This window comes from Leisingera sp. XS_AS12, from assembly GCF_041224635.1.
In the GTDB taxonomy this organism is placed as follows: domain Bacteria; phylum Pseudomonadota; class Alphaproteobacteria; order Rhodobacterales; family Rhodobacteraceae; genus Leisingera.
The window spans coordinates 1-25,239 of record NZ_JBGFGM010000111.1 but is presented as its reverse complement, the minus strand read 5'-3'; the positions used below and the strand labels follow the sequence as shown (position 1 = coordinate 25,239).

Annotated in this window: 21 protein-coding genes, 2 pseudogenes and 1 CRISPR repeat array; of the genes and pseudogenes, 12 read left to right on the top strand and 11 right to left on the bottom strand. The window is 61.5% G+C overall.

Going from position 1 to position 25,239, the window contains the following annotated elements; all coding sequences use genetic code 11:
* Nucleotides 1-72 precede the first annotated feature (72 nt).
* The 9 genes from AB9K35_RS16555 to ligA form a co-directional block, all read right to left on the bottom strand.
* The gene (locus tag AB9K35_RS16555) at nt 73-1,107 is read right to left on the bottom strand and encodes an ATP-grasp domain-containing protein (RefSeq protein ID WP_369927762.1); all 1,035 of its coding nucleotides are present in this window, start codon (nt 1,105-1,107) and stop codon (nt 73-75) included.
* 29 nt (nt 1,108-1,136) lie between these two features.
* Entirely contained in the window at nt 1,137-2,702 is a 1,566-nt protein-coding gene (locus AB9K35_RS16550) for a calcium-binding protein (protein ID WP_369927759.1), read from the bottom strand.
* Nucleotides 2,703-2,900: 198 nt separating this feature from the next.
* Entirely contained in the window at nt 2,901-3,632 is a 732-nt protein-coding gene (locus AB9K35_RS16545; RefSeq protein WP_369927757.1) for a hypothetical protein, read from the bottom strand.
* 200 nt (nt 3,633-3,832) lie between these two features.
* Nucleotides 3,833-4,630: a hypothetical protein gene (locus tag AB9K35_RS16540; protein ID WP_369927755.1), complete on the bottom strand. Its 798-nt coding sequence runs from the start codon at nt 4,628-4,630 to the stop codon at nt 3,833-3,835.
* Nucleotides 4,631-4,937: 307 nt separating this feature from the next.
* On the bottom strand, nt 4,938-5,453 hold the full coding sequence (locus AB9K35_RS16535; protein ID WP_369927753.1) for a hypothetical protein: 516 nt from the start codon (nt 5,451-5,453) through the stop codon (nt 4,938-4,940).
* A 206-nt stretch (nt 5,454-5,659) separates the two neighbouring features.
* The gene (locus tag AB9K35_RS16530; RefSeq protein WP_369927751.1) at nt 5,660-6,700 is read right to left on the bottom strand and encodes a hypothetical protein; all 1,041 of its coding nucleotides are present in this window, start codon (nt 6,698-6,700) and stop codon (nt 5,660-5,662) included.
* Between the two features lie 178 nt (nt 6,701-6,878).
* On the bottom strand, nt 6,879-7,472 hold the full coding sequence (locus tag AB9K35_RS16525; RefSeq protein ID WP_369927749.1) for a hypothetical protein: 594 nt from the start codon (nt 7,470-7,472) through the stop codon (nt 6,879-6,881).
* 171 nt (nt 7,473-7,643) lie between these two features.
* A complete protein-coding gene (locus AB9K35_RS16520) occupies nt 7,644-7,922 on the bottom strand; it encodes a hypothetical protein (protein ID WP_369927748.1) in 279 nt (92 codons plus the stop codon).
* Nucleotides 7,922-9,994, bottom strand: a complete 2,073-nt coding sequence (gene ligA / locus AB9K35_RS16515; RefSeq protein WP_369927747.1) for an NAD-dependent DNA ligase LigA — start codon at nt 9,992-9,994, stop codon at nt 7,922-7,924. The genes AB9K35_RS16520 and ligA overlap by 1 nt, the downstream gene beginning before the upstream one ends.
* A gap of 129 nt (nt 9,995-10,123) precedes the next feature.
* Between ligA and AB9K35_RS16510 the strand changes: the two genes are divergently transcribed.
* Nucleotides 10,124-10,987: a hypothetical protein gene (locus AB9K35_RS16510; RefSeq protein WP_369927746.1), complete on the top strand. Its 864-nt coding sequence runs from the start codon at nt 10,124-10,126 to the stop codon at nt 10,985-10,987.
* 97 nt (nt 10,988-11,084) lie between these two features.
* Nucleotides 11,085-11,732, top strand: a complete 648-nt coding sequence (locus tag AB9K35_RS16505; protein WP_369927744.1) for a hypothetical protein — start codon at nt 11,085-11,087, stop codon at nt 11,730-11,732.
* Between the two features lie 39 nt (nt 11,733-11,771).
* On the opposite strand, the gene AB9K35_RS16500 is transcribed toward AB9K35_RS16505, so the two are convergent.
* A complete protein-coding gene (locus AB9K35_RS16500; protein WP_369927742.1) occupies nt 11,772-12,413 on the bottom strand; it encodes a hypothetical protein in 642 nt (213 codons plus the stop codon).
* 174 nt (nt 12,414-12,587) lie between these two features.
* On the opposite strand from AB9K35_RS16500, the gene AB9K35_RS16495 reads away from it, so the two are divergent.
* The 9 genes and pseudogenes from AB9K35_RS16495 (at nt 12,588) to AB9K35_RS16455 (ending at nt 21,706) form a co-directional block, all read left to right on the top strand.
* The gene (locus AB9K35_RS16495) at nt 12,588-13,451 is read left to right on the top strand and encodes a hypothetical protein (RefSeq protein WP_369927740.1); all 864 of its coding nucleotides are present in this window, start codon (nt 12,588-12,590) and stop codon (nt 13,449-13,451) included.
* 6 nt (nt 13,452-13,457) lie between these two features.
* On the top strand, nt 13,458-13,682 hold the full coding sequence (locus tag AB9K35_RS16490; protein WP_027234203.1) for a hypothetical protein: 225 nt from the start codon (nt 13,458-13,460) through the stop codon (nt 13,680-13,682).
* A gap of 44 nt (nt 13,683-13,726) precedes the next feature.
* Complete coding sequence (locus AB9K35_RS16485) at nt 13,727-14,851, top strand: hypothetical protein (protein WP_369927738.1); 1,125 nt, start codon at nt 13,727-13,729, stop codon at nt 14,849-14,851.
* A complete protein-coding gene (locus AB9K35_RS16480; RefSeq protein ID WP_369927736.1) occupies nt 14,851-15,678 on the top strand; it encodes a type I-F CRISPR-associated protein Csy2 in 828 nt (275 codons plus the stop codon). The genes AB9K35_RS16485 and AB9K35_RS16480 overlap by 1 nt, the downstream gene beginning before the upstream one ends.
* Nucleotides 15,678-16,745, top strand: coding sequence for a type I-F CRISPR-associated protein Csy3 (gene csy3 / locus AB9K35_RS16475; RefSeq protein WP_369927734.1), 1,068 nt, complete (start codon nt 15,678-15,680; stop codon nt 16,743-16,745). Before AB9K35_RS16480 ends, csy3 begins: the two co-directional genes overlap by 1 nt.
* 5 nt (nt 16,746-16,750) lie before the next feature.
* Nucleotides 16,751-17,431 carry a type I-F CRISPR-associated endoribonuclease Cas6/Csy4 gene (locus tag AB9K35_RS16470; protein WP_369927732.1) on the top strand — a complete coding sequence of 227 codons (681 nt, stop codon included), beginning with the start codon at nt 16,751-16,753 and terminating at the stop codon, nt 17,429-17,431.
* Nucleotides 17,424-18,425: a type I-F CRISPR-associated endonuclease Cas1f gene (cas1f, locus tag AB9K35_RS16465; RefSeq protein WP_369927730.1), complete on the top strand. Its 1,002-nt coding sequence runs from the start codon at nt 17,424-17,426 to the stop codon at nt 18,423-18,425. The genes AB9K35_RS16470 and cas1f overlap by 8 nt, the downstream gene beginning before the upstream one ends.
* Nucleotides 18,422-18,646 (top strand): annotated as a pseudogene (locus tag AB9K35_RS16460) (hypothetical protein); the annotation flags it as partial. The gene cas1f and the pseudogene AB9K35_RS16460, both read left to right, overlap by 4 nt.
* Nucleotides 18,647-18,652: 6 nt before the next feature.
* Complete coding sequence (locus tag AB9K35_RS16455; protein WP_369928276.1) at nt 18,653-21,706, top strand: CRISPR-associated endonuclease Cas3''; 3,054 nt, start codon at nt 18,653-18,655, stop codon at nt 21,704-21,706.
* A gap of 130 nt (nt 21,707-21,836) precedes the next feature.
* Nucleotides 21,837-23,064: direct repeats of the CRISPR family, unit length 28 nt; unit sequence GTTCACCGCCGGGTAGGCGGCTTAGAAG.
* 938 nt (nt 23,065-24,002) lie between these two features.
* On the opposite strand, the pseudogene AB9K35_RS16450 reads toward AB9K35_RS16455, so the two are convergent.
* Nucleotides 24,003-24,361 (bottom strand): annotated as a pseudogene (locus AB9K35_RS16450) (integrase); the annotation flags it as partial.
* Between the two features lie 555 nt (nt 24,362-24,916).
* On the opposite strand from AB9K35_RS16450, the gene AB9K35_RS16445 reads away from it, so the two are divergent.
* Complete coding sequence (locus AB9K35_RS16445; protein WP_369927728.1) at nt 24,917-25,126, top strand: hypothetical protein; 210 nt, start codon at nt 24,917-24,919, stop codon at nt 25,124-25,126.
* Nucleotides 25,127-25,239 lie beyond the last annotated feature (113 nt).

The window sequence follows — 25,239 nt, the reverse complement described above, 5'->3', positions numbered from 1 at the left end:
TTCAAAAGATTGGCGGCCAAGCTTGCAAGCCGACCGCCGCTGGAGAGGTGCGCAGAAGCGCCAGTTTTCCGATCAGCAAGGGCCGCCGGACGATGAGGGAAGAAGGATCGGGCTGGCTTCCATGCAGACGGTCTGGCCGCCGGGCAGCTGAGGGATTTCCCCCGCGGGGCGCAGATCCAGCGCCAGGGCAACATCCCAGGCCGGGAGGTTGAGGCCGCACAGGCTGGTCATCGGCAGACCGCCTGACATCCGCGGATTAACCTCGAGGATAAATTGCCGCCCATCGGCATCCTCGCGGGTCTGCATATTGCATATACCGTTCAGGCCATATTCCCGGGCCAGGGCTCGGGCCAGCTCCAGCGCCTCGCCCTCCATCTCGATATGCTGGGTGCTGCCCTGCTTGACCCGCGCAGCGCCGGCAAGCATCTCCCCGTCTCTGGAGAGGAAATCAACCGAACGCTCGACGCCCGGCAGGAAGCGCATCAGCATCATGTCTTCGCCAGCCGGGACGTCCGGGAGCAGGCGGCGGAAGCTGCGGGTCGACATCTCGAAGAAGCTGTTGCGGAGGAGGCGGTCCAGATCGCTGCCCTCTTCCTTGAGGATCCGGAAGCCGGACCCGTAGATCCCCTCAACCGGTTTCACGCAGAACCCATCAGGGGCAAGGCCGTCCTCCTTCATGATGCTCATTGCATCATCGAATTCAGGCCCGGACCGGAAGACTTCAAACGCAGCCACGGGCAGGCCCAGCCCTTCAAGATCCATGCAGAACAGATCCTTCCGGCAGAGGACCCGCAGCGCATCCGGACCGGCTGGAAGGTGCAGGCGGATGCCCGCACTCTCGAACGCATCCCGATACGCCCACATGGTCTCTGGAAAGCGCTGTGCAATCACCAGGTCCACATCCATTTCCTGGGCGTTTTCCAAGACCCATTCCGGGTAACCATCGCTCTCTTCAGGTTCCACCAGGAAATGGTCGGCCGCCATTTGAACCGGTGCGGCCGGGTTGTCGTGAGAGGCGATCAGGAAAGCGCTGCTGCCAAACCCATCCCGCACCAGCCTCATGGCCTGTGCGGTGACGGAAAGCCCTTTCGTGTACCAGACGTTCATTTTGAAATCCGTATCAATTTTCGCATATCTTACATGACGAAGTTTTCTTCCGCCAGGAGATCGGTCCAATCAGCTTCGCTGCCGTCTTCAGCCTCCGCCACATTGACCAGGAAGCGCTCCTCGGTTTCAGGGACCTCAATGCAGAACAGCTCCCGCCCCTCGACTTCGACCTTGTAGGCCCGAAGGTCCTCAAGGGTGATCCCGCGGTCTTCACTGAAGGCGATCTTGTCTTCGCCGATGCGGAAGTCCTCGATGATGTCGAGCTGCAGGTATTTTTCAGACTGGCTGCCGATCAGATCGTTCCAGTTCTGCAGGTCTCCATCTTCCATCAGGAACTGATCCCGGCCCGCGCCGCCGGTCATCTCATCCCGGCCGCTGCCGCCGCGCAGCACATCATCGCCTGCGCCGCCGAACAGCCGGTCATCACCCGAGCCGCCATCGAGCGTGTCATTCTCGGTGCCGCCGTAGAGGAGGTCATTCCCGGCCTCGCCGTACAGGAGGTCGTCGTCCAGTCCGCCTGCGAGCGAGTCATTTCCATGGCCACCGTAGATGGAATCCTCCCCCTTGCCTGCGTCGACGATATCGTTGCCGGCGCCAGCCATGAAATGCACCGAAGCGGTTTCCTGAGTGCTTCCTGAGCTACCATGGTCATGTTCGCCGGACGTGTTTGATCCATGGACCTGCGTGTCCGTCATCCAGTCGTCGCCGCTCGTTCCCATGGCATGCGTGCTGTTCACGTCGATGCGGTTGAAGCCGCTTTCTTCTCCATCCGCTTCGTGAAGAGGGACAGCATTCTGAGGATCCGCATAGCGCACCACCTCAAGCGCCGACATGTCGTCCGGATTTGGCGTGAAGTGCTGTTCGGTGCCGCCCTCCCGGGCGCCCTCAAGGGCAAAGATGGCCTTGTCTTCAAACCTGAGCCATTGCTGGCCATTGTAGGAGACGACGTCAATCCCGTCAGGAAGGTCATGCAGGTCGAGAACCTGACCCTCGAACACAAGGGTGTCACGAGAGGGATCGAAGTCGTCGATGCGGCCCAGGATGGGCGACTTGACCGCTGCAAGATTTTCAAACTCGATCCGGTCCTGACCGGCCCCGGTATAGACGTGGAATGCCTGGCGGCCGGAGTCGTTTGTCATGTCGAGAATGATCCGGTCATCACCATCTCCGGTGCCGATATGGACCTGTCCGCTTCCCGGAACCGAGGCGGCCACAGTGTCATTGCCGCTTTGGGTATAGACGCCGGTCAGCCCGGATGAGCCCAGAGCCCAGGCGACATCATCACCGCCCCCGGTGATAATCTTGTCCCGGCCGCCGCCGCCAATCACCACATCGTCGCCGGCACCGCCGGTGAGGCGTTCGCCTTGCGAGGTCCCGGTGATGTACTCTCCGCTGATAGAGGACGGGTCAACGTCCGGGGTTTCGGGAACGCGGCTTTCAAAGCTGCCGTCGCCCCGGCCCGGATCGCCGCCGCCCTGGTCTCCATTGTCATGATCATTGCCGTCCGGGGCGGGGCTGTCGTCCTTGTCGCCATACTTTGAAACCAGATAGGCGATCATGGTTCCGAATTTGGCGAGGAACAGGAAAATCTTCATGGCTGTGCCTTTCATCAGTTTTTCGCATTATGACGAAATCAGGGCAGCGCGCGAATTCCTGTTCAACGTTGTCCACAGTTTCCAGGTGGCCACCCGGACCCTCCGGCTCTGCCTGGACGGTGCGCTCCAGAGCGCCAGAACAAGAAAGCCCGGCCCGCGGATGCGGCCGGGCGGTTCACTGCGGGGGCAGGGGAGCGGTCAGATCGAGGGGGTCTCGTCTGCCTCTTGCTCGCGCCTGTTGTTCTCGATTTCTTCGGCCAGATCCTCCTGAAGAATATCAAGAGCACCGAATTCGGGGCCGACATCCTCCATGCCTTTCGGCAGAACCGAAATGCGAAGTACCCCCGGATCATTTTCCGGTTCGCAAACGCGAATGGACGCATTCCCGAGGGTCAGCCAGCAGCCCCCGTCGACCTCGTATTCGCCATCTTCCAGGACGGGGCCGTTTTTCTCGATGCGCAGCTGGGAGCGTTGAAGGCTGCTCGGCGCGTAGCCGTACACCGCCCTGCGGACGCCTGCATCATCTGTCCATGTCTGCAGGGAAGGATCCAATCCTGCAATCCCGTCGAAGTCATGGTCCGCATCGAGCGGCTGTACAGGGTAGGTTGCTCCGTTATCGACATAGGTTTCCATGCGCTCTTCATAGAAAGGCAGGCCGGGCTGGGCATCCGCATCCCGGTCAAAGAGAACGTATTGCACATCGTTGGCGGCCGCCATCGAGAGGCAAAGGTGAAGGTCCGGCGGCAGCTGCGGATCATCCTGCGCTGTGAAGTCTTCATCACGGGCATGGGTCGTTGAGAGGAAGAAGCCCTCATCCCGCTCCATGAAGCCGAGGCGGCCCTCATCAGCCTTGCGGCTCATCCAGTCACGGGTGTGAACCGTGAGATGCCCGGTGGACAGGTCGATTACGGGGATACGATTGAGCTTCATGCGCTGATCCTTTTCCTGTTCGATGCCATAGAGCAGCATGCAACAGAGGAAAAGACAATAAACAAATTCGCAAAAGCGAATGGGCACGGCAATTAAGCCGTGCCCCACCACCACGAAGACGCGAAGCTCAGAGAGTCAGTCGCTTGCAGCTTCATATATGATTTACAGATAGATAATCAAGTTATTCGCAAATGCTCGGGTTAGATTTTCCGTGATGACTTCGCTTCCAAAGCTGTTCGGATGAGAAGATCTTCGCCCGCCATCGCGCAAAGCTGCACCAGCTCCGCTTTTCCCGCACCCGCCAGCCTGGGATAGCTCGGCGTGTTGTCCAGAATGCCGGCGTCCCGCAGGCGCGCCCAGCTTTCCTTATGGGAATTTCGCATTTCGTCAAAGCTGTAGAATGTGACAACCCTGGCTGCGAGCTGGCCGTCAGTGCGGCCTTCGATATCAGGCAGCTCTTCTCGGCGGCAGAAATACAGCCCGTCCGCAGTCGGGACGATGAAGCGGCCGGTAATGCGGCACTGATTGGCTGCGGCGCACCAGGCAATCACCGGGCGCAGCATCGCGATCTGGCTTTCTGCGTCCGGCGCTCCGGCGCGCAGGGCAAGGCGTTTCAGGATATGGAGATCAATCAAGACTTCGAGGCCGCTTTCAACCGCAAACCCCGCCTCGTCGCGGGCTGGTCGGGTTTCGAAATTGATGGCGTTGGCGACCACCCCAATCCCCTTGTAGAGAGATCGCGAATTCATCGTTGAGAGATATGCCCAGTGGCCGATCCGGCAGGACGCATCATGCGCCGCGCCCAGCGAGCAGGGGCCGGCATCGGATGCCAGGGCGCGCAGCCCGCGCACCCGCCCTGTGCGTGTGCGGGCGTCGATCCTGATTTGGCCTTTGCCAGCTGTGGCGTGGCGGTTCTCAATGGCGTCGTGGATGCGCCTGGCAGCTTGGACCGCTTCGAGTTTTCGCACTTTTGGGGGAGAGAGATGTTCTTGAATCACTTGGATCGCTCCGTGGTCGCCTGACCCGGGTCATTCTCTCCAGCTGTCCGGTCCTGCCCGGCCGCAAAAGCGGCGTGGTATCTGGCAGATTTCCCGGTGCGGACGGTCCCGGTTTCATGCAGGGGCGGGCCGCGGCTGGAGGGCTGAAGACTGCCCGTGCCAGAATGTGAAAATCTAATATGGACCCTTGGTAGACGCCTCGGTTCAGTTGCGCAATAGAAAATTCGCAAAATTTGAGGGGCGGGCAGGCGATCGCCGGAAAGCGGTGCCTGTGAGTGCAGCGCAGGGCGGGCTTGCGCTGCCTGAATTAATGCTGGGATGGCTCACCATGCGTTGTTGCCGGGGTCCCGACACCGGAGATGATGCGGCGGGTGTGATCATCGAAATCGCGGACAAGCGTCAAGAGGCGCGGATCGTCCGGCCCGTACATTCTCATCGCGCCATCACCGGGGCCGATGATGATCCGCCCGTCACATACCTGCCAGACGTAAGGGTCAACTCGCAGCAGGCGCCCTCCGGGAAGGTTTGCGGCCTCTGCGACCGCATTTCTGTTGTCCGTGCCGCCCGCTGGCGTTTCCGGAGGCAGCAGCACGGCGCTCTCCGCGCCGGCCTGGCTGGCAAGGCCCTGGGCGTCAACAATGCTGGTCACAATGCCGCGGATGAGATCAAATTCGGCCAGAACGCGGAACTTCAAAGGATGCACGTGCATTCTGGCCGTCGTCGGATAGTCCAGCATCATTCTGCCCGCTGCACAACGTGCTCTTTCGATGAAATGGGTCAGGTTCACAGCGTCATGGACATTGCCTTCGAACCAGATCTCCACGGCGTCATTCCTGACAACCGGAAGCCCATCTTCGCTCGCTTCGCATAGGATTGCAGAGCCGGGCGCCAGCTCCCGGCAGATGTCTTCGTTCAGTTGAACCAGAAGTCCGTCCGGAGAAATTACTGTCATGCGTGTCTCCCTTTTGGCGACAATGGCTCAAAGGGAGACCCATGTGCAAGACCGAATGACATAATCAAATTCGCAAATCAGGAGCGAGGAATACGGATCCTTTCGGTTTTGCCATTTGCGCCTGTGATGCTGTACTTGATGTAGCCATCACGGATCGTGATCTTCATGTCCATCGGGCCTTCAGCCGCCTGACTGATCCGGCTGATGTGGCCCAGCACATAATGCTCGAGGAACATCGACATCATCGGGCCGGAGCTGTCTTTCAGGTGTCGCCATGCGTCTTCGCCGGTATACGCCGTGCCGCCGTAGCGCTGGTAGGCGTCAAGAAGATGTTCGGACCGCTCACCTTCCAGCTTATGCAGCGCCAGCAGAACCGGACGGTATCCGGAGACATTGCAGTCTCTCGGGAAGAGCAGCTCATCATGGAAGCGCGCCCGGCGGCTCGGGGCTTCGGTCATGCGGCATTTGAAATCGTAGGCGCTGTTGCCGACGATGAAGTCGACCGGCCGCCGCTGGCGGTTTCCGGTGCTGCGCCGGATGGGGGAGGTCCGGCTGGTGTGGCGCGTTCCGCCCATTGCATTGGCAGCGATTTTCATGAACAGGAAAGCGGTCTCCTGAGCGGCGCGGTTGTCGATGTCGTAGAAGTGTTTGCGCAGGCGCAGCAGTGCGGCCGTCGCTTCCGGCGAGGCCAGGCCGAACTCCAGCATGCCGCGGGGCGCAAGCTCTTCAATTTGGGGCAGCGGCTGGGTTTCGCGGACCTGGGCGAATTTCACGCGGCGTTTATGAATTTCGCAAAGGCATTCGAAGGCCCGTTCGAAATCCTCGATTTCCTGGGCAGCCTGCTGGAAGATTTCCGGCAAATTCACCTTGGCGCGTTCCGGCTTGGCAAACTCCGGCATCGAGGGCGGAGTTTCGTAGTACGATCGCCCCGGCCGCGCGCCATCCGGTAGTGCAGAGATGGCGCCGGGCTTGCTCAGGTCTCTTTCAAGGAAGCCGATTACCCCCGCGAGATCCGCGTCAGAAAGCTCCACTTTGGCCTTGGTGGATTTGAGATACCGGCACCGCTTGATCAGGGCCGCTTGGGTGCCGCTCAGGTGCGTGTCACGGGATTTGGGCATGGAGTAATCCTTTGCTAAAATAAGTTCTGCCGGGCAGGAGTTCAGCAAAGGATAGAGGTGCTGCGAAAATGCGAAAAGCAAGCGGTGCAGGTTGTCCACATAATCAGAGCGCGGCGGCTGCTGCCCTCAGGAGCCGCGACCTTCCCGCAAGCATCCGGCGCATACGCAGCGAACAGCATCAGCCCTTCATGATGATGCTGTCGGAGAGGAACGAGGTGTTCGGGATCAGGTCCATTTCGATGCGCTGGCATGCCTCTCGGAGATCGCTGCGATCAGCTTCAAGATCGATACTCTTACCGTCGACCATTGCCTGAACAACCGGGCGCAGGCGCGGCTGGCCAACCTTTGGGTCCATCACGCGCACAAAGAGAAGCCGGGTTTCAATGTGCGGGGCGATCCCGTGTCGGCGGCGCCACGCGCGGAGCTGGCCGCGCATTTCTTGCAGGAAATCCTCCTGCTTGGCGCGGCGTTCCCTTACGGCCTCAAGCCGCTCGCGTTCACGCGCTTTACTGTCCTGCTTCAGGTCCTCATAGGTGTTGGAGCGCAGGCGAACGATGCCGTAGGCGCCAAGCATGACCAGGAACAGGGGAAGAAGCACAGACAGCGAATTGGATTTCAGGGATGTGCCCATCAAGTCGTGAGAATAAGAAACAGCCGCCAGAATGATGGTGTTTGAGATGTATATTGCCAGGTAGACGGCACAGGCGACAGCCATGAACGCGACAACTGCAGCTGCCGAAACCACCAAAGAGATCAGCTTGGAACCCCGCATCAATCGACCCCCTCATCGCTTGCTGGCCAAATGCGGACGGTCACATGCTCCACTGGGAAAGGCCCGTTCCCGACCAGCCATGTCTTCAGGCGTCTGGCGCAGCCGACCAGAAATCTTGCCGGGCCGGGCTGCGTGACTGCTTGGTTTTCCGGGTTGCTTGCAATCACGAGATCATCCTTTCCCGTTCGGGGCTTGAAGGTCGCCAGCTGCAAACCTGGAAAGATTATCGGCTTTGACAGCGGCATCCGCCGCCGACACATCTGTGCCGCGGTAGAGGGTGCGCCCCTGCGGGTCCTGCGCGGTCAGGACCGCCTCGGCACCGAGAGCGGTCTCGTCGCAAAACGCGGTCTGGCGCGTCCAGCGCTGCCCGCCGGCCAGAATGGTTTCCGGCCAGCTCAGCAGTTCAGCCGGATGCCAGTGAAGCACGTCGGGAAGGGCGGGCTGCGGCATCAGCCCACCATCTCCAGCCACGCCTCTTCACCGATCACCTTGACGCCCAGGCTGCGCGCCTTGTCCTCTTTGGAGCCAGCACCCGGACCGGCGATGAGGATATCGGTTTTTGCCGAAACCGACCCTGCCACTTTCGCGCCCGCAGCTTCCGCCTGTTTCTTGGCGTCGGTACGGGACATCTTGACCAGCTTGCCGGTGAAAACCACGGTGAGGCCCGCAACCGCACTGCCGGACACCACCGGCGCCTTCATATCGGCAATGATCATCAGGCCCGCGAGGCGCTTGATGGCCGAAAGACCCTCCCCAGGCGAGAATGCCGCCCGCAGCGCGCCAACCACCGCATCTCCGATCCCATCGATCTTCTGCAGGCTTTCGGCCTCCGCCGTATCCCCGGCGGCCATCTGCTCGCAAGCCAATGCAAAGGCATTCCAGCTGAGGTAGTGCCGCGCCAGGAGCGCAGCGGTGCTTTCACCGACATGCGGAATACCCAAGGCGTAAATGAACCGGTCAAGCTCCGCGTTGCGTGCCACATCAATGGCATCGAAGAGTTTGCGCACCGACGCAGCGCCCCATCCGGGCTGGGAGGCAAGCCAGCTTTGCCCCGGTACACGGCACAGAGCATCCCGCTCGGAGAGTGTGAAAATATCCGAGGCTTCGCGCACCGGCAGCTCGGTGCAATCCCAGAAGAATTCGACCTGCTTTTCGCCGAAGCCGTCGATATCCAAAGCTGCCCGGGACACCAGGTGCCGCAGGCGTTCGCGACCCTGCGCCGGGCAGACCATGCCACCGGTGCAAATATGGCGCGAGCCCTCTTTGCGCACCGGACTGCCGCATTCGGGGCAGGTGGCGGGGAAGGCAAAGCTGACCGCATCATCTGGGCGCTTGGAGACATCCACATTGCCGACCTTCGGGATCACATCACCGGCCCGGTAAACTTCCGCGAAATCACCAGCACGGATGTCGATGCCGCCCCGGATCATCTCGCCGCTGGAATCCCGGCCCTGGATGTAGTCGAGGTTGTGCAGAGTTGCATTGGATACGACAACGCCGCCCACAGTCACCGGCGCCAGCCGGGCCACGGGAGACAGCGCGCCGGTCCGGCCGACCTGGATCTCAATGGCCTCAAGCCGTGTCCATGCCCGCTCGGCGGGAAATTTATGCGCAACCGCCCAGCGGGGCGTCGTCGAACGGAAGCCGAGCGCGTCCTGAAGCTTCAGGCTGTCGACCTTGTAGACTACGCCGTCAATGTCGTAGCCCAGATCGGCGCGGGCTGTGAGGATCTGCTCGTAGTGGGAAACCAGGTCGGCGCTGCCGGAGCACCGCTTCATCAGCGGGTTCACCTTGAAGCCTAAGCCGGCGATCCGCTGCATGGCATCGAAATGCGAGCTGGCAAGCTGCTCGGAGACATCCCCCCAGCCATAGGCGAAGAAGGAGAGCTTGCGCGCGCGCGTGACTTCCGCATCCTGCTGGCGCAGCGACCCGGCCGCGGCGTTGCGCGGGTTGGCAAACACGCGAGACCCTTGCCCATTCCGGGCCGCCTCATTCAGCTCTTTGAAGACCGCATGCGACATGTAGACTTCGCCGCGGACCTCAAGAACCCGGGGTGCGGACGCGGGAAGCTGCTGGGGGATATCGGCGATCGTCAGCGCATTGCGCGTGACATCCTCGCCGGTCTCCCCATCGCCGCGGGTTGCCGCATGGACCAGCTTACCGCCTTCGTAGCGCAAGGACAGCGCAAGCCCGTCAATCTTCGGCTCAGCGACATAGGCATCCGCCTCAGCGGTGGCGGTCCGGAAGCCTTCCACGTCCTCTTCGGTGAAAGCATTGCCGAGCGACAGCATGGGAACAACATGGCGGATTTCACCGAAAGCTGCCGAAGGGGCCGCGCCGACTTTCTGGCTGGGGCTGGACGGTGTCGCCAGCTCGGGGTGGAGCGCCTCGATCTCAAGCAGCTCCCGCTTCCAGCCGTCATAGACAGCATCGTCAACGCGCGGAGCATCATGCGTGTGATAGTCGGTGTTGGCCTGCTCGATCAGGCCGGCGAGCTCAGCGTGGCGTTCAGTGACGGACATGGAAACCTCTGGGAAAAGAATTTGCGAAAAAGTAGCAGCGGGCATCAAGCGGGGCAATGCGAAAAAAAGATACCAGTTTCAATTTTCGAGACATCTGAGGATCATTCCTCAAAACAAGGAGTGGATTTCATGAGCAACCAGGGAAGCCCCAGCGCCAAGCGCGCCAGGAAAGCGATCGCGTGTTTGACCTTTGGCGCCGTATGCACCTTTGCGGCGCACACTGCGATCTCACATGTTTTGGAAGCAAGCAGGGCGCTCAAGGGCGTCCTCGATACGCCGGGCAAGGTCGTTTTTGCCGAACATGCCCTTGGTATCCGTGATGGTCTGGCGGATCAGGGTGTCGAAATGTCAGCCTATGACGAACGGCTCGCCAGGATCGAAGAGGCCAGGGATGCCCAGCTGTCTCTCGCTCTGGCTCCGGTTTACGAGGATGGCTATGACCGGGCTTCGGCCGGGATCTACGGAACGGATAACCTCGAGGCATATCTGGCCGCCATTGAAACGAGCCGCGCAGACCTTCTTGACCAGTTGAAGGTCCTCGAGTCGCCGCGCTGGACCGTCGCCACGGTGGAACCGCTTGCAACGGCTGATGTCTACGGGCTCGATGCCAACGATCAGCTCATCTATGAAGCCTTCTGGTCGGCCCGCGCGAAAGCAGAGGAGATCGGGGGCGAAGGGCGCGGGGAGGCCATCTTCCAGCTCATGATGAGCGATGTAGCGCACGATCAGCTTCGCGAGGCATTCAGCCAGGATACCGGGGTTCCGTCATTTGGCGAGGAGGCGCAGCAAAGCATGGCGGGCTTTCTGACCGCAACCGGGATCTACGATGATCCCTTCGCCGGCAACCAGGTCTCCGCACATTATTCGAACCTGGAGGCTGGGCCGGGCGCACGCATCCTGACGAGCTACAATGCGGTCCTTGAGAACTTCCGGGCCGAGCACGAACCAGAGTCTGACTCCGCGTCCGCGGAAGGCATCGGTTTTGCTTTCTGAGGCGAGCCGGGCGGGGCCAGTTCCGGCGTTGCAATAATACATCTGGAAGTTCCGCGCCCTCGTTGTAATATGCGAAAAAGTAATTCAGGAGGCGAGAATGCAGGAACTCAATCTCATCACCGGAAAAGCTGGCAGCCGTTTTGCCGGCCGTTACTTCGTGCGGCCGGAGCCTCATCAGAAGCTGGTCCGGCTTGAGCTGCGCCTGCTGGGCGCAAGCTATAAGGGAACCGCTTACCTCCTGCCCGCCGATGTATCGGAGCGCGCCCTGCAGCGCCTGAACCGGGCGGCAGGGTTTGATGAGGCCGCAAGCCGCGGGGAGGGCCTGCAAGAACACCATGTCCGCTGCGAAGAGCTCGAGATCGCCCAGCTGAAGCTTGCCGCAAGCCGCAAAGGCATCCAGGCTCAGCAGGCCGCCCTTGCTGCCGCAAAAGCGCGACTGCAGGCCCTGAGCCCGGCAGAGCGCGAACTGATGGCGCGCATCATTGCTGAGAAGGTCGCTGAAGCCGATCGTTTCCGGACGCTCATCGCAGCTGGCACCGTTCAGGCCGGCGATGAAATCCATGCGGATGGCATCAGCAGGACGGTTGAAGCGCTTGGTCCGGCCTGGAAGGTGACCGCTGGTGAGCTGCCCCGCCTGAAGGCCCGCTTCCCTGACGCGGAAGCTCTGATGCCGGGCGATATGGTGCAGTATGCGTTCTGGCCGGAAGCGGAAGAAGACGCGGCCCATGAGATGGTCGCCGCCTGAGGCGGAATGGAAAGCGCGCGCCAATTCCTGGTCGCCTTTTCAGAGCGAGGGTTCGGGCGAAGCATCGCGGCTGGCGAGCACCTCGTTGAGGTGAATGCACCCCTCTTCCAGATGGGCAAGAGTGTCGAGCTTCTTCCAGTCGCTCTGCGTCCGCATTTCTGTCCGCTCCGCATCGATGGCGGCGCAGGCAGGATCCAGAGACTGGATCTCCGTGAAACCAATCTTGGTCATGGCGTATTTCAAAGCGGCTTCCGCCGGGGAGCGTGCGATGATCATTTGATCCGCCGCTTGAGGGAGAAGCCGCCCTTCGGGGCCAAAGAGATATTGCTGCGCATCTCCAGCTGAGATGTTCTGCAGGGCGGTTTCAAGGATCGCAAAATCCGCAAGAGATGCCTCGATGCCGATATTGTCGATCCGCACACCAGCCAGCCGCACTTCCGTCAGTGCGGCATCAGCCGAAACCACCAGCGGCAACGCACAAGCAGGCAGGCTTTCCAAGAGGTCCGCGACCTCCTGAGCCAGCTCTGCCGTGTCTGCTTCGCTGAGTTTACCGTCGGCCTTGGCGTAGGGGCCGAATTCCTTGTCCGCACGCAGCATTGCGTTGCCGCTGCCGCGGGCCGTCGCGATTAAGGTGCTGATTTTCTGCAGGCTGCTGAGCTGCCGGGTGATGATGTCGGTCATGATGCCTCCGTTTCTCTCAGCAAGCTAAAATGAGTATGCGAAAACGCAAAAGAAGTATTCCTGCTGCCGGAAAATGTCTGCTTCAGGATGCAGCCAATATCGATTTTTTGAATGATTGCTTTCCCTTCGTGAATATGCGAAAAAGTGAGCGTTGATTTAGATTGGACGACAGATATGACAACACACCAATTTTGTGGTGTGCAGTGTGACGCGCTTGCCGGACTTCTGGCTGGCCGTCCTCACGGCACAGTGTTCCTGGCCGCCGCGCGGATCGGCGCCGGCAATAGCATTACAGGCGTTTGCGCCTCGATGATCGGCAAAGAGATGGTGCTGCATGTGCGGGACTACGGGCCGCGAGCCGCCGTTGCGCATCAGCATGAAATGGTTTCGGAGATGGTCAAGCTGTCTCAGGTGGCCCTCTTGGACGGGGCTCCAATTTCGACCCGCATTCTCGCTGCCGGCACCGCTGACCAGTGCAAGCGGATCGAAGCCATTTTTTCCGGTGATGAGCTGCGTGCTTTCCGGACCGCCGGGGAACACCTGAAAGGGCGCCGGGTCAAAGTCGTCCGTGCCGATCTGACAGGCGAAGATGTGAAAAAGCTTGTCAGTGATCTGAAAGCGATCTTCGAGGCGCAGCAGCAGGAGTCCGGTGCGGACGTACTGGCTGACGAAAGTGACGATGAAGCCGGGCGCGACCTGGCGATGGCACCTGGCGAAGCCGCGGCGGAGGCCGAAATGGCTGCGGATCCTCAGGAGGCACCGGCCATTGACGCCGAGCCGCAGGAGCAGGACGCGCTCGCAGAGCAGGCGGCTCCGCAACCATTTGTCCGCAAAGAAACCCTGCCTGAGATCGTCGACATCACGCCGCCGGAAGAAGATGCGGCCGCCGTTGACGTCCCGGAAAAGGGCAAGGGCTTCCAATGCACCATGGTCCGGCTGTGCCGCATGTCTGAAACTGAACTGCCCGACAAGTGCATGAAGTGGCCTCTGATCGGCATGCTCTTGCTGCTTGTCGTCATCAGCGTGCTCGTGGGGTGACCCCCGGTGCCCCGCAAAGTTGAGCTCGCCCTGCGCGGACAGGCCTACACCAGCCAATTGACCCTGGTCGATGCGCTGGCGGCTGCCGCGCGGGTCGCCAGGAAGCGCTACCAGCGCGGCAGGTTCTCCCCGCGGGGGTGGAAGGCATCGGATCCTGAGAGCTACCTGAAGGCCGTCGAGCTGGGCGTGATGCGGAGCATCTTCACGCGTGTGACAGCGGGGCGGGGCTGAGCGCAATTTCCGTCGGAATGCGAAAATGATTGTGGAGGCAGTTGATGCCTGATGTAGAGAATGCGGACGCACAGTCCCCGGAAAAGAAAGGCGCGGGCAAACTCAGCCTGTCTTTTTCCGTTCCGAGCGACCCGTTTCAGAGGGACCAGATCCCGGAGATTTACGCGAAGCTGCGCGAGGCGGCCGGCATCGCTGACAACCCGTCAGCCTTTGCGGAGGTTTGCAGGAATTCCGGAACGCATATCCTGAAGCTCCTGAACCCGAAGGCGGAGGACCATATCCTCCGGTTCCCGATTGCCGGAAGCAACCAGGCGCCGAAGTTTTTCCCGAGCATGAATGCGCGGTTCGGCAAGTTCGCAAAGATCCTCTATCAGCCAGTTGCTATTGAGGGGACCGAGGAGGCCAGGAGCCTTCTGGAGCATGTGATGCAGCCCGATGGCCTGTCTTCTGAGATTGAGGCATCCTTCGTGGCCGCGTTCTCAAAGGAAAGCCTGGAAGCGATTTGCGAAAAATTGAAGGAAGAGCGGACCGGGGTTGCAACCCTGCCGGCTCAGAACTTTCCGATCGTCTATGCTCCGGATCCGGACGGGGGTGAGCTGCAGCTGACGCCAATCTCTCCGATGCAGTCCTATAACGGCTTCAAGGCTGAGGTCATCCCCAAGAAGGGCGTCAAGGAGCCGATCCGGCTGATGCGGCAGGAAGTGTCCTCCAAGATGCAGAATATCTCCGTTGCCATCGGCGGGCCGCGGATGCGCTTCTATGGCAGCGTGCCGCCCGCGATGATGCGGGACGAAGCCTCGCTGCTGCGTATGATCAAGGGCGGCCCGGTGCCCGCTCCATCCTCCTATGAACTCAGCGACCGCCTGGACCATCTGGTCAAGTTCCACACCGCCAGGGCGGAGCATGCCAATGGAAAGGGCTACTTCAACGCCGATATGGAACACGGCATGCGGCGGCTGATCTCCTGGATCATTGATGAGGCGATCACCTGGCTGGATGAGACTCTGGAAGCGGCCCGGGAAATGGAGCCGGACTTCGAGATGCCACAGGTGGATATCGGCCTCCTGCTCCTGAACGGATACCGGAGGGAAAAGGTTGCCCGGGAAAGGCTGCGTGCCGCCTTGGGGGATCAAACGTTCCGCAAAATTCTCAAGCAAAAGGTGACCTGATGCGGATTCTTATCTCCAATATGTCGGCATCGCGGGTGAACCTGATCCAGAATGATTATGCGGCCGGCCTGCCCAGTCCGACGGCATTCCTGGGTCTTGCGGGTGTCATCTTCAATGATCTGGGTTTTGACCGCTGGCAGGCCCGGGTCTTGCCGGTGCTGCATGAGGTCAGCCCTTCGCTCGGACGAACCCGCCCGGAATATGCAAAAAAAGGACGAAGGTTTGCGCCGGTAGAGACCGCAGAGGATCTTCATGGCCACGTCGTGTTCAGCCTGGTCCTGGATCTTCCGGAGATCCGGAATACCGATGACATCCGGGTTGCCGCCGAAGGGCGCCGCCTGGCAGGCGGCAGCATCTTTCCGGCCTGCAGATCGAAGCCTGTCAGCGTGTCGGTAATGGCGCCTGATGGCGCGGGGCTGCGCAAATGCCCGCGGGGGCGCGCGGTGATCCCGGGGCTGCGGCCCGATATGCAGGGTGTCACGGCGTTTGGGGAGCCGGGAAGCTTTGGGAAGGTCAAAGCCTGCCTGTTGAAGCGCGCCACGGATGAGGATCCTACGCCAGGGTATCGTGTTCCGCTTGCCATCGGATACCGCATGATCACCCGGCCGGGAGCCAATCCGATCCCCAAGAACGCCCGCGACGCTCACACGCCGCACGTCTTCGCTGAGCCCGGTGTCGGGGTCGGCGAGCTTGTGTCGGTCAGAAACCCGGCCATTCGCGATCTCTATGAGGCTGAATTCTCCAACCTGTTCTGGCGCTGGTCGGCTGCCGGAAATCACATCACGGCCCATCCGTCCTACAACCCTGAAACGCAAGGATCTAACTGATGTCCAACCCTAAACTTGTGACCAGCATGCTCGCTTTCTCCCGCTCGGTCCAGATCACAGAAGCGCTGCTTTGGGCGCTGAGAGAAGACGACAGGCGGACCCCGATCGAGGTGGTTGAGAAGGGAGCATTGGGGCAGATCTCCGAACCGAATGCCAAGAGCAACGAAGGCAGGTCCATGCCTCTGACAGCTGACAGCGCTTTCATTCCCGCAGAATTTAACCGTCTGTCGATCACCTTCGCACTGCGGGTAATGCCCTCTGTGATGCAGCCGCATGCTTCGGACAACCGTGATGTGGCGGCCGCATTCCGCCAGGCGGCCCGTGAATATGCGGGCAAAGGCGGCTTTGCATTCCTCGCTGAGCGCTATGTCTGGAACATCCTCAACGGCCGCTTTGCGTGGCGCAACCGCCTGCAGTCCGATGATGCGAAAATCATTGTCAAGCTGGCCGACCTGAAGATCGTGGCAGATCCGCTGATGCTGAGCCTCCGGGATCCGCAGGGCCGCGACGAGATGGCAGCTGCGGTCATCGAGGGGGCTGAACACCTCGATGCATTGATTGACGCGGTAGCCAAAGGCTTTTGCGAGCGCGCGGTGGACATTGAGGTGGAGTGGCAGTCGGTTCTGCACGGCGGTGCTGAAGTCTGGCCGTCGCAGGAATACCTGCGCAGCGAGGCGGCGGGCGCCGTCGGGAGCAAGGGCCGGGTCTATGCCTCCATCCCCTGCGCGACAGTGCGGGGTCGCGTGCCTCAGGCCTCCATCCACTCCCAGAAAATCGGCGCCGCTCTGCGCCACATCGACGATTGGCATGGGGATGCGGAAAACGGCGCCATTGCGGTCAACCCCTATGGCGGCGTTCAGGAGACCGGCGCGGTTCTGCGGCCGCTGAAGAACGGCGACGCGGCGAACTTCTACGACATCATGAAGAAGGATTCCGAGATCTTTGCGGACCTGGAGCGCCCGGCGGCGGAAATGAGCGGAAACACGCATTTCTTCTTCGCCAACCTGCTGCGCGGCGGCGTGTTCGGGATTTCCGAGGGCAAGTCGGACAAAAAGAAGAAGGACTGAACAGCATGAAGAGCGCCACTTCCCTGGCGGCCGGGGCGGGACATTGCGATCCCGCCTTCAAGGTCCGCATCCGCCCCTATCGCGAAGTGCTCGATCTGGGGGCGGGGCCGGATATTCTGCGTGCAGTCTTTGGCGCTGTTCATCGCGCAAACCGGCACTCTTCTCCACAGGATTTTGCGGCCATCTCGCTGCCGGCCGCGTCCGGCGCCCGCGGGTATCAGGCGCTTGGCAGCACGATCACTCTCCTTGGCAGCGAGGCCATCCTTTCGGCGGTTGTCGAGGATGAGGGTCTGTCCAAGCTTCAGCGGCGGGACATGTTCTCGGCGCGGCTGCGGGAGGTCGATTTCGAAGCCGGGGCAATGGGCACATACCTTGTCCGGGACCGGTCCCCTGAGAAGGGAAGCGCGGCCGGATCAGCCCGTCAGGCCCGGCGTGATGCCCGTCGTGCCGCCCATATCGCAGCGACACGCGGTTCTGCAGCAGGCCGAGAAGCCCCTGCGGCCCGTCCCGCAAAGCCGGAAGGGTTCATGGGGGGCGGTTTCGTGACGCTGAAAGCGGGACGCAAGATCAGCTTCCTGGCCGGCAAGGCCGTTTGGACCGGCTCGCCTGTGCTTGTGAACAGCTACGGGCTGTCCACCCTGACCGGGCTTTCTGTCCTGCCAGCCGCACCTGAGCCGCATGAGTGAGACCCGCGGAACCCGGAAAGCGCCACGCCTGCTTGTGACCCATCGCGAGCAGGCGATCTGGCTTGAGCGTGCGCGGGTGCATGCGGATCATGGTCGGGTGATCTACCGCATCGCACAGGATGATCTGCGAAAAGATTACTCGGTGCCCTATGCGAACCTGGCCATCCTGTTCCTGGGGCAGGGAACCTCGATCACCCAAGAGGCGGCCCGCTTGCTGTCCGAGGAGGGCGTCTTCGTGGCGTTTACCGGAACGGATGGCGCGCCGCTGTTCTATGGCGCCCTCACCAGCTATTCGGGCACCGCGCATTTCCGGCGCATGCTCACGGCATACGCGCAACCGGATGAAAGCCTGAAGATGGCGAAATCCTTGATGCGGGCGCGATGCGATTTCATGTCCAAGATCGGTTTGGACCTCGGCGAAGAGCTTCTGGATCTGGACGAGCGTACGCTGACCTCCGCAATCTCGAGATTTCGCAAGGGCATTGAAAATGCGCGCGATATCCCGGCCCTGCTTGGGCACGAGGGGGATTATGCCAAGGCGCTTTATGCGGCGTTCGCGCGCTCGGCCGGGCTTGCAAAATCCGGCGGATTCACCCGGGCGCCGGGCGAGGGCAGGCAGATCCGCGCCGGTCAGGCCCCCCAGGACCTGGCCAATGGCTGCATCGATCACGGCAATTACCTGGCCTACGGCTATGCGGGTGCTGCCTTGTGGGCTTTGGGCATCCCGCCGCATATGCCGGTGATGCACGGCAAAACACGGTCCGGCGGGCTTGTGTTCGACCTGGCCGATACGGTGAAGGAGGCGATCATCCTCCCTTATGCCTTCGCGGCGGCCAAAGGCCGGCTGAAAGGGGATCTGGAGAAGGTCTTCCGCGCCAAGGTGATGGACAGTTTCCGAAACCGGAAGATCCTCAAACATCTGATCGGCGTCATGGAAGATACGCTCCCCAGGGAGCTGACGGGCCATACGAGCAATCCGGGGAGCGCGCGATGAGAGAGGTGGTTGCGGTTTGCCGCTCGACGGGCAGATCCCGTGCGAAGTCGGCCTGGGTTCTCGATCGCTACCTCATGAGGATCGGGGATCGCACTTGGCGCGGCCACGCGTCAAATCAGTGCCTCGACAGGATCTCCAGAGACCTCAAGAGCACTGCGACCCGGGCCACATCCGTTGCCGTTCATGGCTTTGGCCGGTCGGAGCGGGAGGACAGGGTCCTGTTCAGGGTGGGAAGCCGGAAGCGCTTCGACGAAAACGGCCAGGCGCCGATTGCGACGCATGGACGGGCCGCCTGCCGGCAGCCGGTCAGCGGAACCGCCGCCACCATGCGGGCGATCATCCGCATCGCGGCCATGTTTCATGACCTCGGGAAGGCCACCCGGCTCTTTCAGGACAAGCTGCGCGCGGCGATCGCGGGCCGGGAGACGGTTCCTGACGCGGTGCGCCACGAAATGATCTCGGCACTTGCTTGGGATGAGCTTTGCATGGACGGCCGGCTGAAGGCGATCGACGCTGCGGCCATTGACCAAGCGATGTCTGCCGCGGCGCGCCGCGGGGGTGAGGCCCATGCCGCGGCGCGGGCGGCGCAGGACGGGGTTGCGGTTCCCTTTTCCTTCCTCGATCAGGGGGGCTTTGCCGAGGCCGTCGGGCTGCTTATTCTGGGTCATCACCGCCAGCCAATGCTCACCGAGGATTTTGCAGCGATCCGATCCGACCATCATATGAACCTGGACGCGGACTTGCCGGCGGATGCCCTTCAGGTGGCCGACGGGCTGCCATTCTGGCACGAGCAGGGGTGGATCCCGCGCCTGCAGCGGGAGCTGGGCAAGATCACGGAGCCGGACCCGGTTCTGGACGTGATGGACCTTTACGGGCGGACATCGCTGATGCTTGCCGACCACTTCGCCTCCGCCCGGAAAGAAAAGTCCGGCGATGGCGGCCGGGGGCATATCGCAAACACCACCCAGGACGGCCGTCATGCCGCTGACAGCTTGCACAGGCATGTCGAGCGGGTGGTCGATGCGGCGAGATCCTCCTTTGACGCGATGGTCTCTTCCCGGCTCAACTATCCGGGCCTGCTTGAATCCGAGGTTCCAAAATCCATCCGATACCCTTCCTCTGCGGGCCGCTTTGGCTGGCAGGGTCAGGCCGCAGCGCGGGCCGCGACGCTCGCCGCCTCCGGCGAGGGCGGGTTCTTCGCCTGCCTCATGGCGGGCACCGGCACGGGGAAGACCCGCGCCGCGCCGTCCATCCTGGCTGCCGCCGCCTTTGCGGATGCGGTGCCGGAGCGGCGCAGCCTGCGCTTTACTTTGGGGCTTGGCCTCCGGGTGCTGGCGACGCAATCCGGGAAGGAGTATATCGGGGATCTGGGCTTCAGTGAGCGTGACGTCTCGGTCATGGTCGGCTCGCCGCCGATTGCGTTCCGTGATGCGAAAAAGGTTGAGACCGGTTCCGGGGACATGCTGGGCGGGCTGGATCCGATCGACGTGATCGGGGCCGGGTCCGAAATTCCGGAAGACGGGGCGGAGGGCGAAGATGATTGGCTGCTCGGCCTGACGCATGACGTGGATCGGAATGTTCCGGCTTTTGTCGATCTGCTGGCGGAGCGGGACGGGGCGTTCCGGCGGAACCGGGGCTCCAAGCTGAGAAAGCTCGCGTCCTGCCCGATCCTGTGCGCCACGATCGACAACGTCATAGGTTCCGCCTCTCCTGAGCGCGCCCGGCATCTCGCGGCCACGCTGCGTGTTGCCACATCTGACCTGGTTCTGGATGAGGTCGATCAGTATTCGCCAGAAGACCTCGCCGTGGTTGGCAGGCTTGCCTACCAGACCGGCGCGGCGGGCCGGCGTCTGATTATCATGTCGGCGACCGTCACCCCACGCATCGCCCAGGCGCTTTATGCGGCATATCGTGCTGGCTGGTCGGCGCATGCAAAAGCCTTCGGCCTGCGCGACCATGTGCATGCGCTTTGCACTTCGGACGCGCCTGGCAGCCTTGCCGGGACGGATGAGGGCATCGACTTCTCGCGCTGCCTTGCCCGGACGCGCGAGGCGGTTCTGGCGGCTCTTACCGCGGCCCCGGCGCGCCGCATGGCGGAGCTGCTCAGCTTCGACCGCCTCGAGGATCTTCCTGCGGCCGTGTCGGACTGCTGCAGCCGCATGCATGATCGTCATGCTGTGGAGGTCGACGGCTTCCGACTGTCTGCGGGCTTCGTGCGGGCAACCCGGATCAGCCATACGGCCCGGCTTGCAATGGAGCTTCCGGATCCCGCAGAGGGGCGCATCCGCGCCGTGATCTGCCTGCACTCGCGCTTTACGCGGCTGGGCCGGGGCTGGATCGAGGATCAGCTGAAGCGCGCGCTGACCCGCAAAGGGGAGGATCCGAATGCGGGCCTGCGGGGCTTGTGCCTGAGCGAGGGGCTCTTTGAGCGCGCCCGGGCGTTAGGCGTCCGGGACATCGAGATCGTGCTGGTGTGCTCGCCGGTCATCGAGACCGGGAACGACCTTGATTTCGACTATGCGATTTTGGATCCGTCCAGCACGCGCTCCGTGGTTCAGGCGGCGGGCCGGGTGCGCCGGCACCGGCCCGGAGAGGCCGCGGCTCCGAATGTCGCGCTCCTTCAGGCGCCGCTGGTCACCTTGGATGAGGGCGGTCTTCTGGCCATGCCGGGGGTGGAGACGCGTTTGCCCGGGGAGACCGGCGTGCGGCGCATCAACCTGGTGGCGTTCGGGGCGGAGGGGCGGCAGACGCGGCAGCTCCTGGGGGCGCCCGGCGCGATTGATGCGCGCATGGTTCTGGCGCCCGCAGCGGGCCAGCCCTTGCCGGTGGCGGAAGACGCGCTTGTTGAGGGCTTTCTGGGCGGCCGGTCCGCGGCGGAAAGCCTGGCGGGCTGGATCTCTTGCCGCCTTGCCCGCCATGGCTGCCGCCACTCCAGGCTGCGCCGTTTCCGGCGCAACACGACGATGAAGATCGTGGCTTGGCAGAAGGGGGAGGATTTCTCCGCTCTGTCATGGTCTTGGGACCGTCTTCCCGGCCGGTGGGATCCGCTGCTCAATGACGTACCGGCGGATACGATCGCGGGGCTGCCGCCGCTGCGCAACAGCCTCTTTCACGGCAGTACGGAGCGCGCCTGGCAGTCCGCGCTGGGGGATGCGGATATCACCGCGGCGCGGACGCGTCAGCTGCTGTGCGTGGATATCGAGGTGCGGGATCGTGAGGCTGCGGCAGATCCGGAACTGGCCTACCACGAGACCCTTGGCCTGATTCAGGCTGTTTCCTGACCATCTTTTTGCGGCGCTTCCTGGAGGTCAATGAAATCAATGGCTTAGCGGTTTGGGTGGAGAAGAGGGGTTCGGAACATGATTTGGCTTAACTGATTGTAATTGCTGGGGTATCATGGTTTTGGCAAGGGTTCACCGCCGGGTAGGCGGCTTAGAAGCAGCGATCCAGTCTGCGGCTTGCATTGTCTGAGTTCACCGCCGGGTAGGCGGCTTAGAAGCCGTGAGCCGGCCCCTGGCGGGGAGGGACCCGGTTCACCGCCGGGTAGGCGGCTTAGAAGAGCCGGAGAAGCTCTCAGAGACGCTCTCAAGGGTTCACCGCCGGGTAGGCGGCTTAGAAGGGAGATCGCTGAAGTTTCAGTTGGCACGATGCGTTCACCGCCGGGTAGGCGGCTTAGAAGCATGGCAGGCATGCTTTGCAGAGTTCGATCAGGTTCACCGCCGGGTAGGCGGCTTAGAAGGTCCTCGCGGAGCCGATTCACAGCCCGTGTCCGTTCACCGCCGGGTAGGCGGCTTAGAAGAAAGATGGGCATTGACCGCTTTGAAGGGTGGAGTTCACCGCCGGGTAGGCGGCTTAGAAGCACCGCGGCCTGAAGGGGCGCGCATTGGAGGGGTTCACCGCCGGGTAGGCGGCTTAGAAGTCGATTACCCGGACGTAACCAGAGAGCGCGCCGTTCACCGCCGGGTAGGCGGCTTAGAAGTTCGATGAGGCCGAAATGATCCTGCTCTGCGGGTTCACCGCCGGGTAGGCGGCTTAGAAGTGGCTGGTGTTGATCTCGCCTTGAACATGATTGTTCACCGCCGGGTAGGCGGCTTAGAAGCAGCCAACGAAACCACTGATCGAAGCGAAACCGTTCACCGCCGGGTAGGCGGCTTAGAAGCGCGCGATGGGCCGAAGCGCCCAGGTGAATTGGTTCACCGCCGGGTAGGCGGCTTAGAAGTTCCGCGATTACAAGACCTTCACCGGCCATGCGTTCACCACCGGGTAGGCGGCTTAGAAGGTAGAACAACAGTGAGCGGGACATGTCGCTCCGTTCACCGCCGGGTAGGCGGCTTAGAAGAAAACACAAAGAGTGCTATCCCAACTATCGAAGTTCACCGCCGGGTAGGCGGCCTAGAAGAAGCGTCGCGGGGTCCAGCAGGGGGTGCTGATGTTCACCGCCGGGTAGGCGGCTTAGAAGTGCCTGACCGTCGGCTCCATGACGCCGTCAGCGTTCACCGCCGGGTAGGCGGCTTAGAAGACCCGGGCCTCGCCCAAGATGCGCTTCTTCTCGTTCACCGCCGGGTAGGCGGCTTAGAAGCTGCATCAAATGTGAGAACAGGACCTTTGCAAGTTCACCGCCGGGTAGGCGACTTTTGGTACCGTGTATCGTAGGTTCGAATCCTACCACCCCAGCCAATCCTTCTCATTGAAATAATTGGACTTCTCTGAGCCGCGCCGGGACTGCAGCATGCCCTGGAACCGCCGGTTTACAGACTGGTTTACAAAATGCTCCTCCCGTATCCCCGCCCAGGCGCCTCGGACTTGGCTGTTTACGGGCGCCGCCGCCGGTTGCGACCGGCAGGAAGATTGCCCAATACTTCCGCATTGCCAGCAGCGTGATGATCGAAACCGCTGCTCCGTCATGTACCGACATTCCTTGCATGCGCTGAGGAGGAGCAGATTTATCAGGCCAAAGATCCAGGTTCTGGCGTCGCACTGCGTGATGCAGAAAATTCGCTCCTTCCAGGGCGGCGGCCGGGTGCTCGAACACGGAACCGGGGATCTTCGATGATATCAAATACCTGAATTACTGCGCTTCAGTTTCCGCCTCTTGATTTCAATGTTGTTTCGGATTTCAATCCGTTTTCGCTGCAGTGGACCGCGGACGGTCGCGAAACAAGCAGCAGCCGTCCGTATTTTTTGGATTGCTGGCAGGCTGCTGTAGCTTTCCGTACGGCAGCTGCCCGTTTGAACTCGAACAGGGGAAACACCGCGCGCTGCATGAACGACCGGTAAAGAGAAGTGAGCCGCTCTTCGCCGCACTGAGCATGAATTCACATAGTGCGGGACAGAGCCGTCTTTTGCTTTTGCAGCTAATGCTGCCGCAGAAAACCCTCGCTCCCGCAGCGTGAGATTTTCGGCAGCGCAGCGAATTTTCCGTTTGCGGCTATTCGGGCCCGCGGAATTCGGCGGAACTCAAACCGCCCTTTCGCTGCATTCAAGCCGAACGCCCGCGCCAGAAGTCCACCGTGAGGTACCGTTTCTCGGCATATTTTCGGTGCTGGGCGTGCTGCTCTGCCGTCATGTCGGCTGCCCAAGACGTGCGTATTGCCGTGTCGATACATGGAGGCGGTCGAGGAAGCGGCTTGGGAACTTCAAAGTGCAGCCGAGCAGTTGGTCAAACCCCAGATGGAATTGCGTGTGCCTTTAGACAATTCGAACTGCACTGGGCGTTTTGTTTTGCTCTGGATGACGGAAACGCGCTCGCGGACCCAGTCATGGGTAACAAGATCGGTCACCTTCAAACCGACCAGATCGCAACCGCGCAGCTTGCTGTCGATTGCGAGATTGAAGAGGGCCAGACCCCTGAGATTGACCGCAAGTTCGAGCCGGGCGCGGATGGCCCAGACTTGTTTCGGAAGCAGCGGGCGTTTCCGGCCGGCCAGCCGCCCCATGTTCCAAGGCCGGCGTTTCGGTTTGACGGCGGGGAATTGGATTTGGACATGAGACTTCTTCCATGCTTTCTCCCCACTCCAAGCCCTAGAATCGTGATGAACGGCGGACAATAGAAAAGTATGAAAACGACCGGTCTCGACCCTGATGTCAGTCAGTTGATGCTGCGCAACCGCAAGACGGTTGCGAGCCCCCAGCTATCAGTTCCGCTCAGCTTGTTTGCTGCATGGGCACAAAGTTGACCGCAACCCGGAGCGGTCATGCGAATGACGCGCGAAACTCTGGATGCTGCACGTTTGAGCTTCTCCGACCAGCCCGCTGAAAGAATGCGTAGTTAGGTTGCCTCTAGGCAATCTAAAGGGCGCCTCATGAGAAATACTGATCAGTTAAGTTCAACCCTTTGAGAAGGCGCAACAATAAATTCTTGAAAAAATATTCAAGAAAAAATACCGTGGACCGTGTTAGCGACTTGAGGAGGTCGTGCAACCGGAGGTGACCACCCGTCCCGGCAACGAGACGCGGCCGCCGTTCTCTGCGAAAAGAGGAGGAGAATTTTCGTGGGTGCTTACAGAAAAGAGTTGAGATCAACATTAGCCTTCGGCGTCATCTACACGCTGCTCGGGCACACTGGCCTGTTCGCCGTCCTGCTGGGAGCGAACAACGATGTTCGCGTACTCGGCCTGCCGCTTCACTATTTCGTTGCGATCATTCTTGGGTCGTTCGGGGTGCTGATCGTTTCGACCCACATTCTCCAAGTAAGTCGCTGATTTCGCTGTCGTAATCGTGATATTTCGCATATAAATCATGGCGTTGACGGCTGCGAGGGGCGCGTTTCATGGATCACCTGGAGGGTGCGGGCTTGGCGCGGGGAGATCGGGTT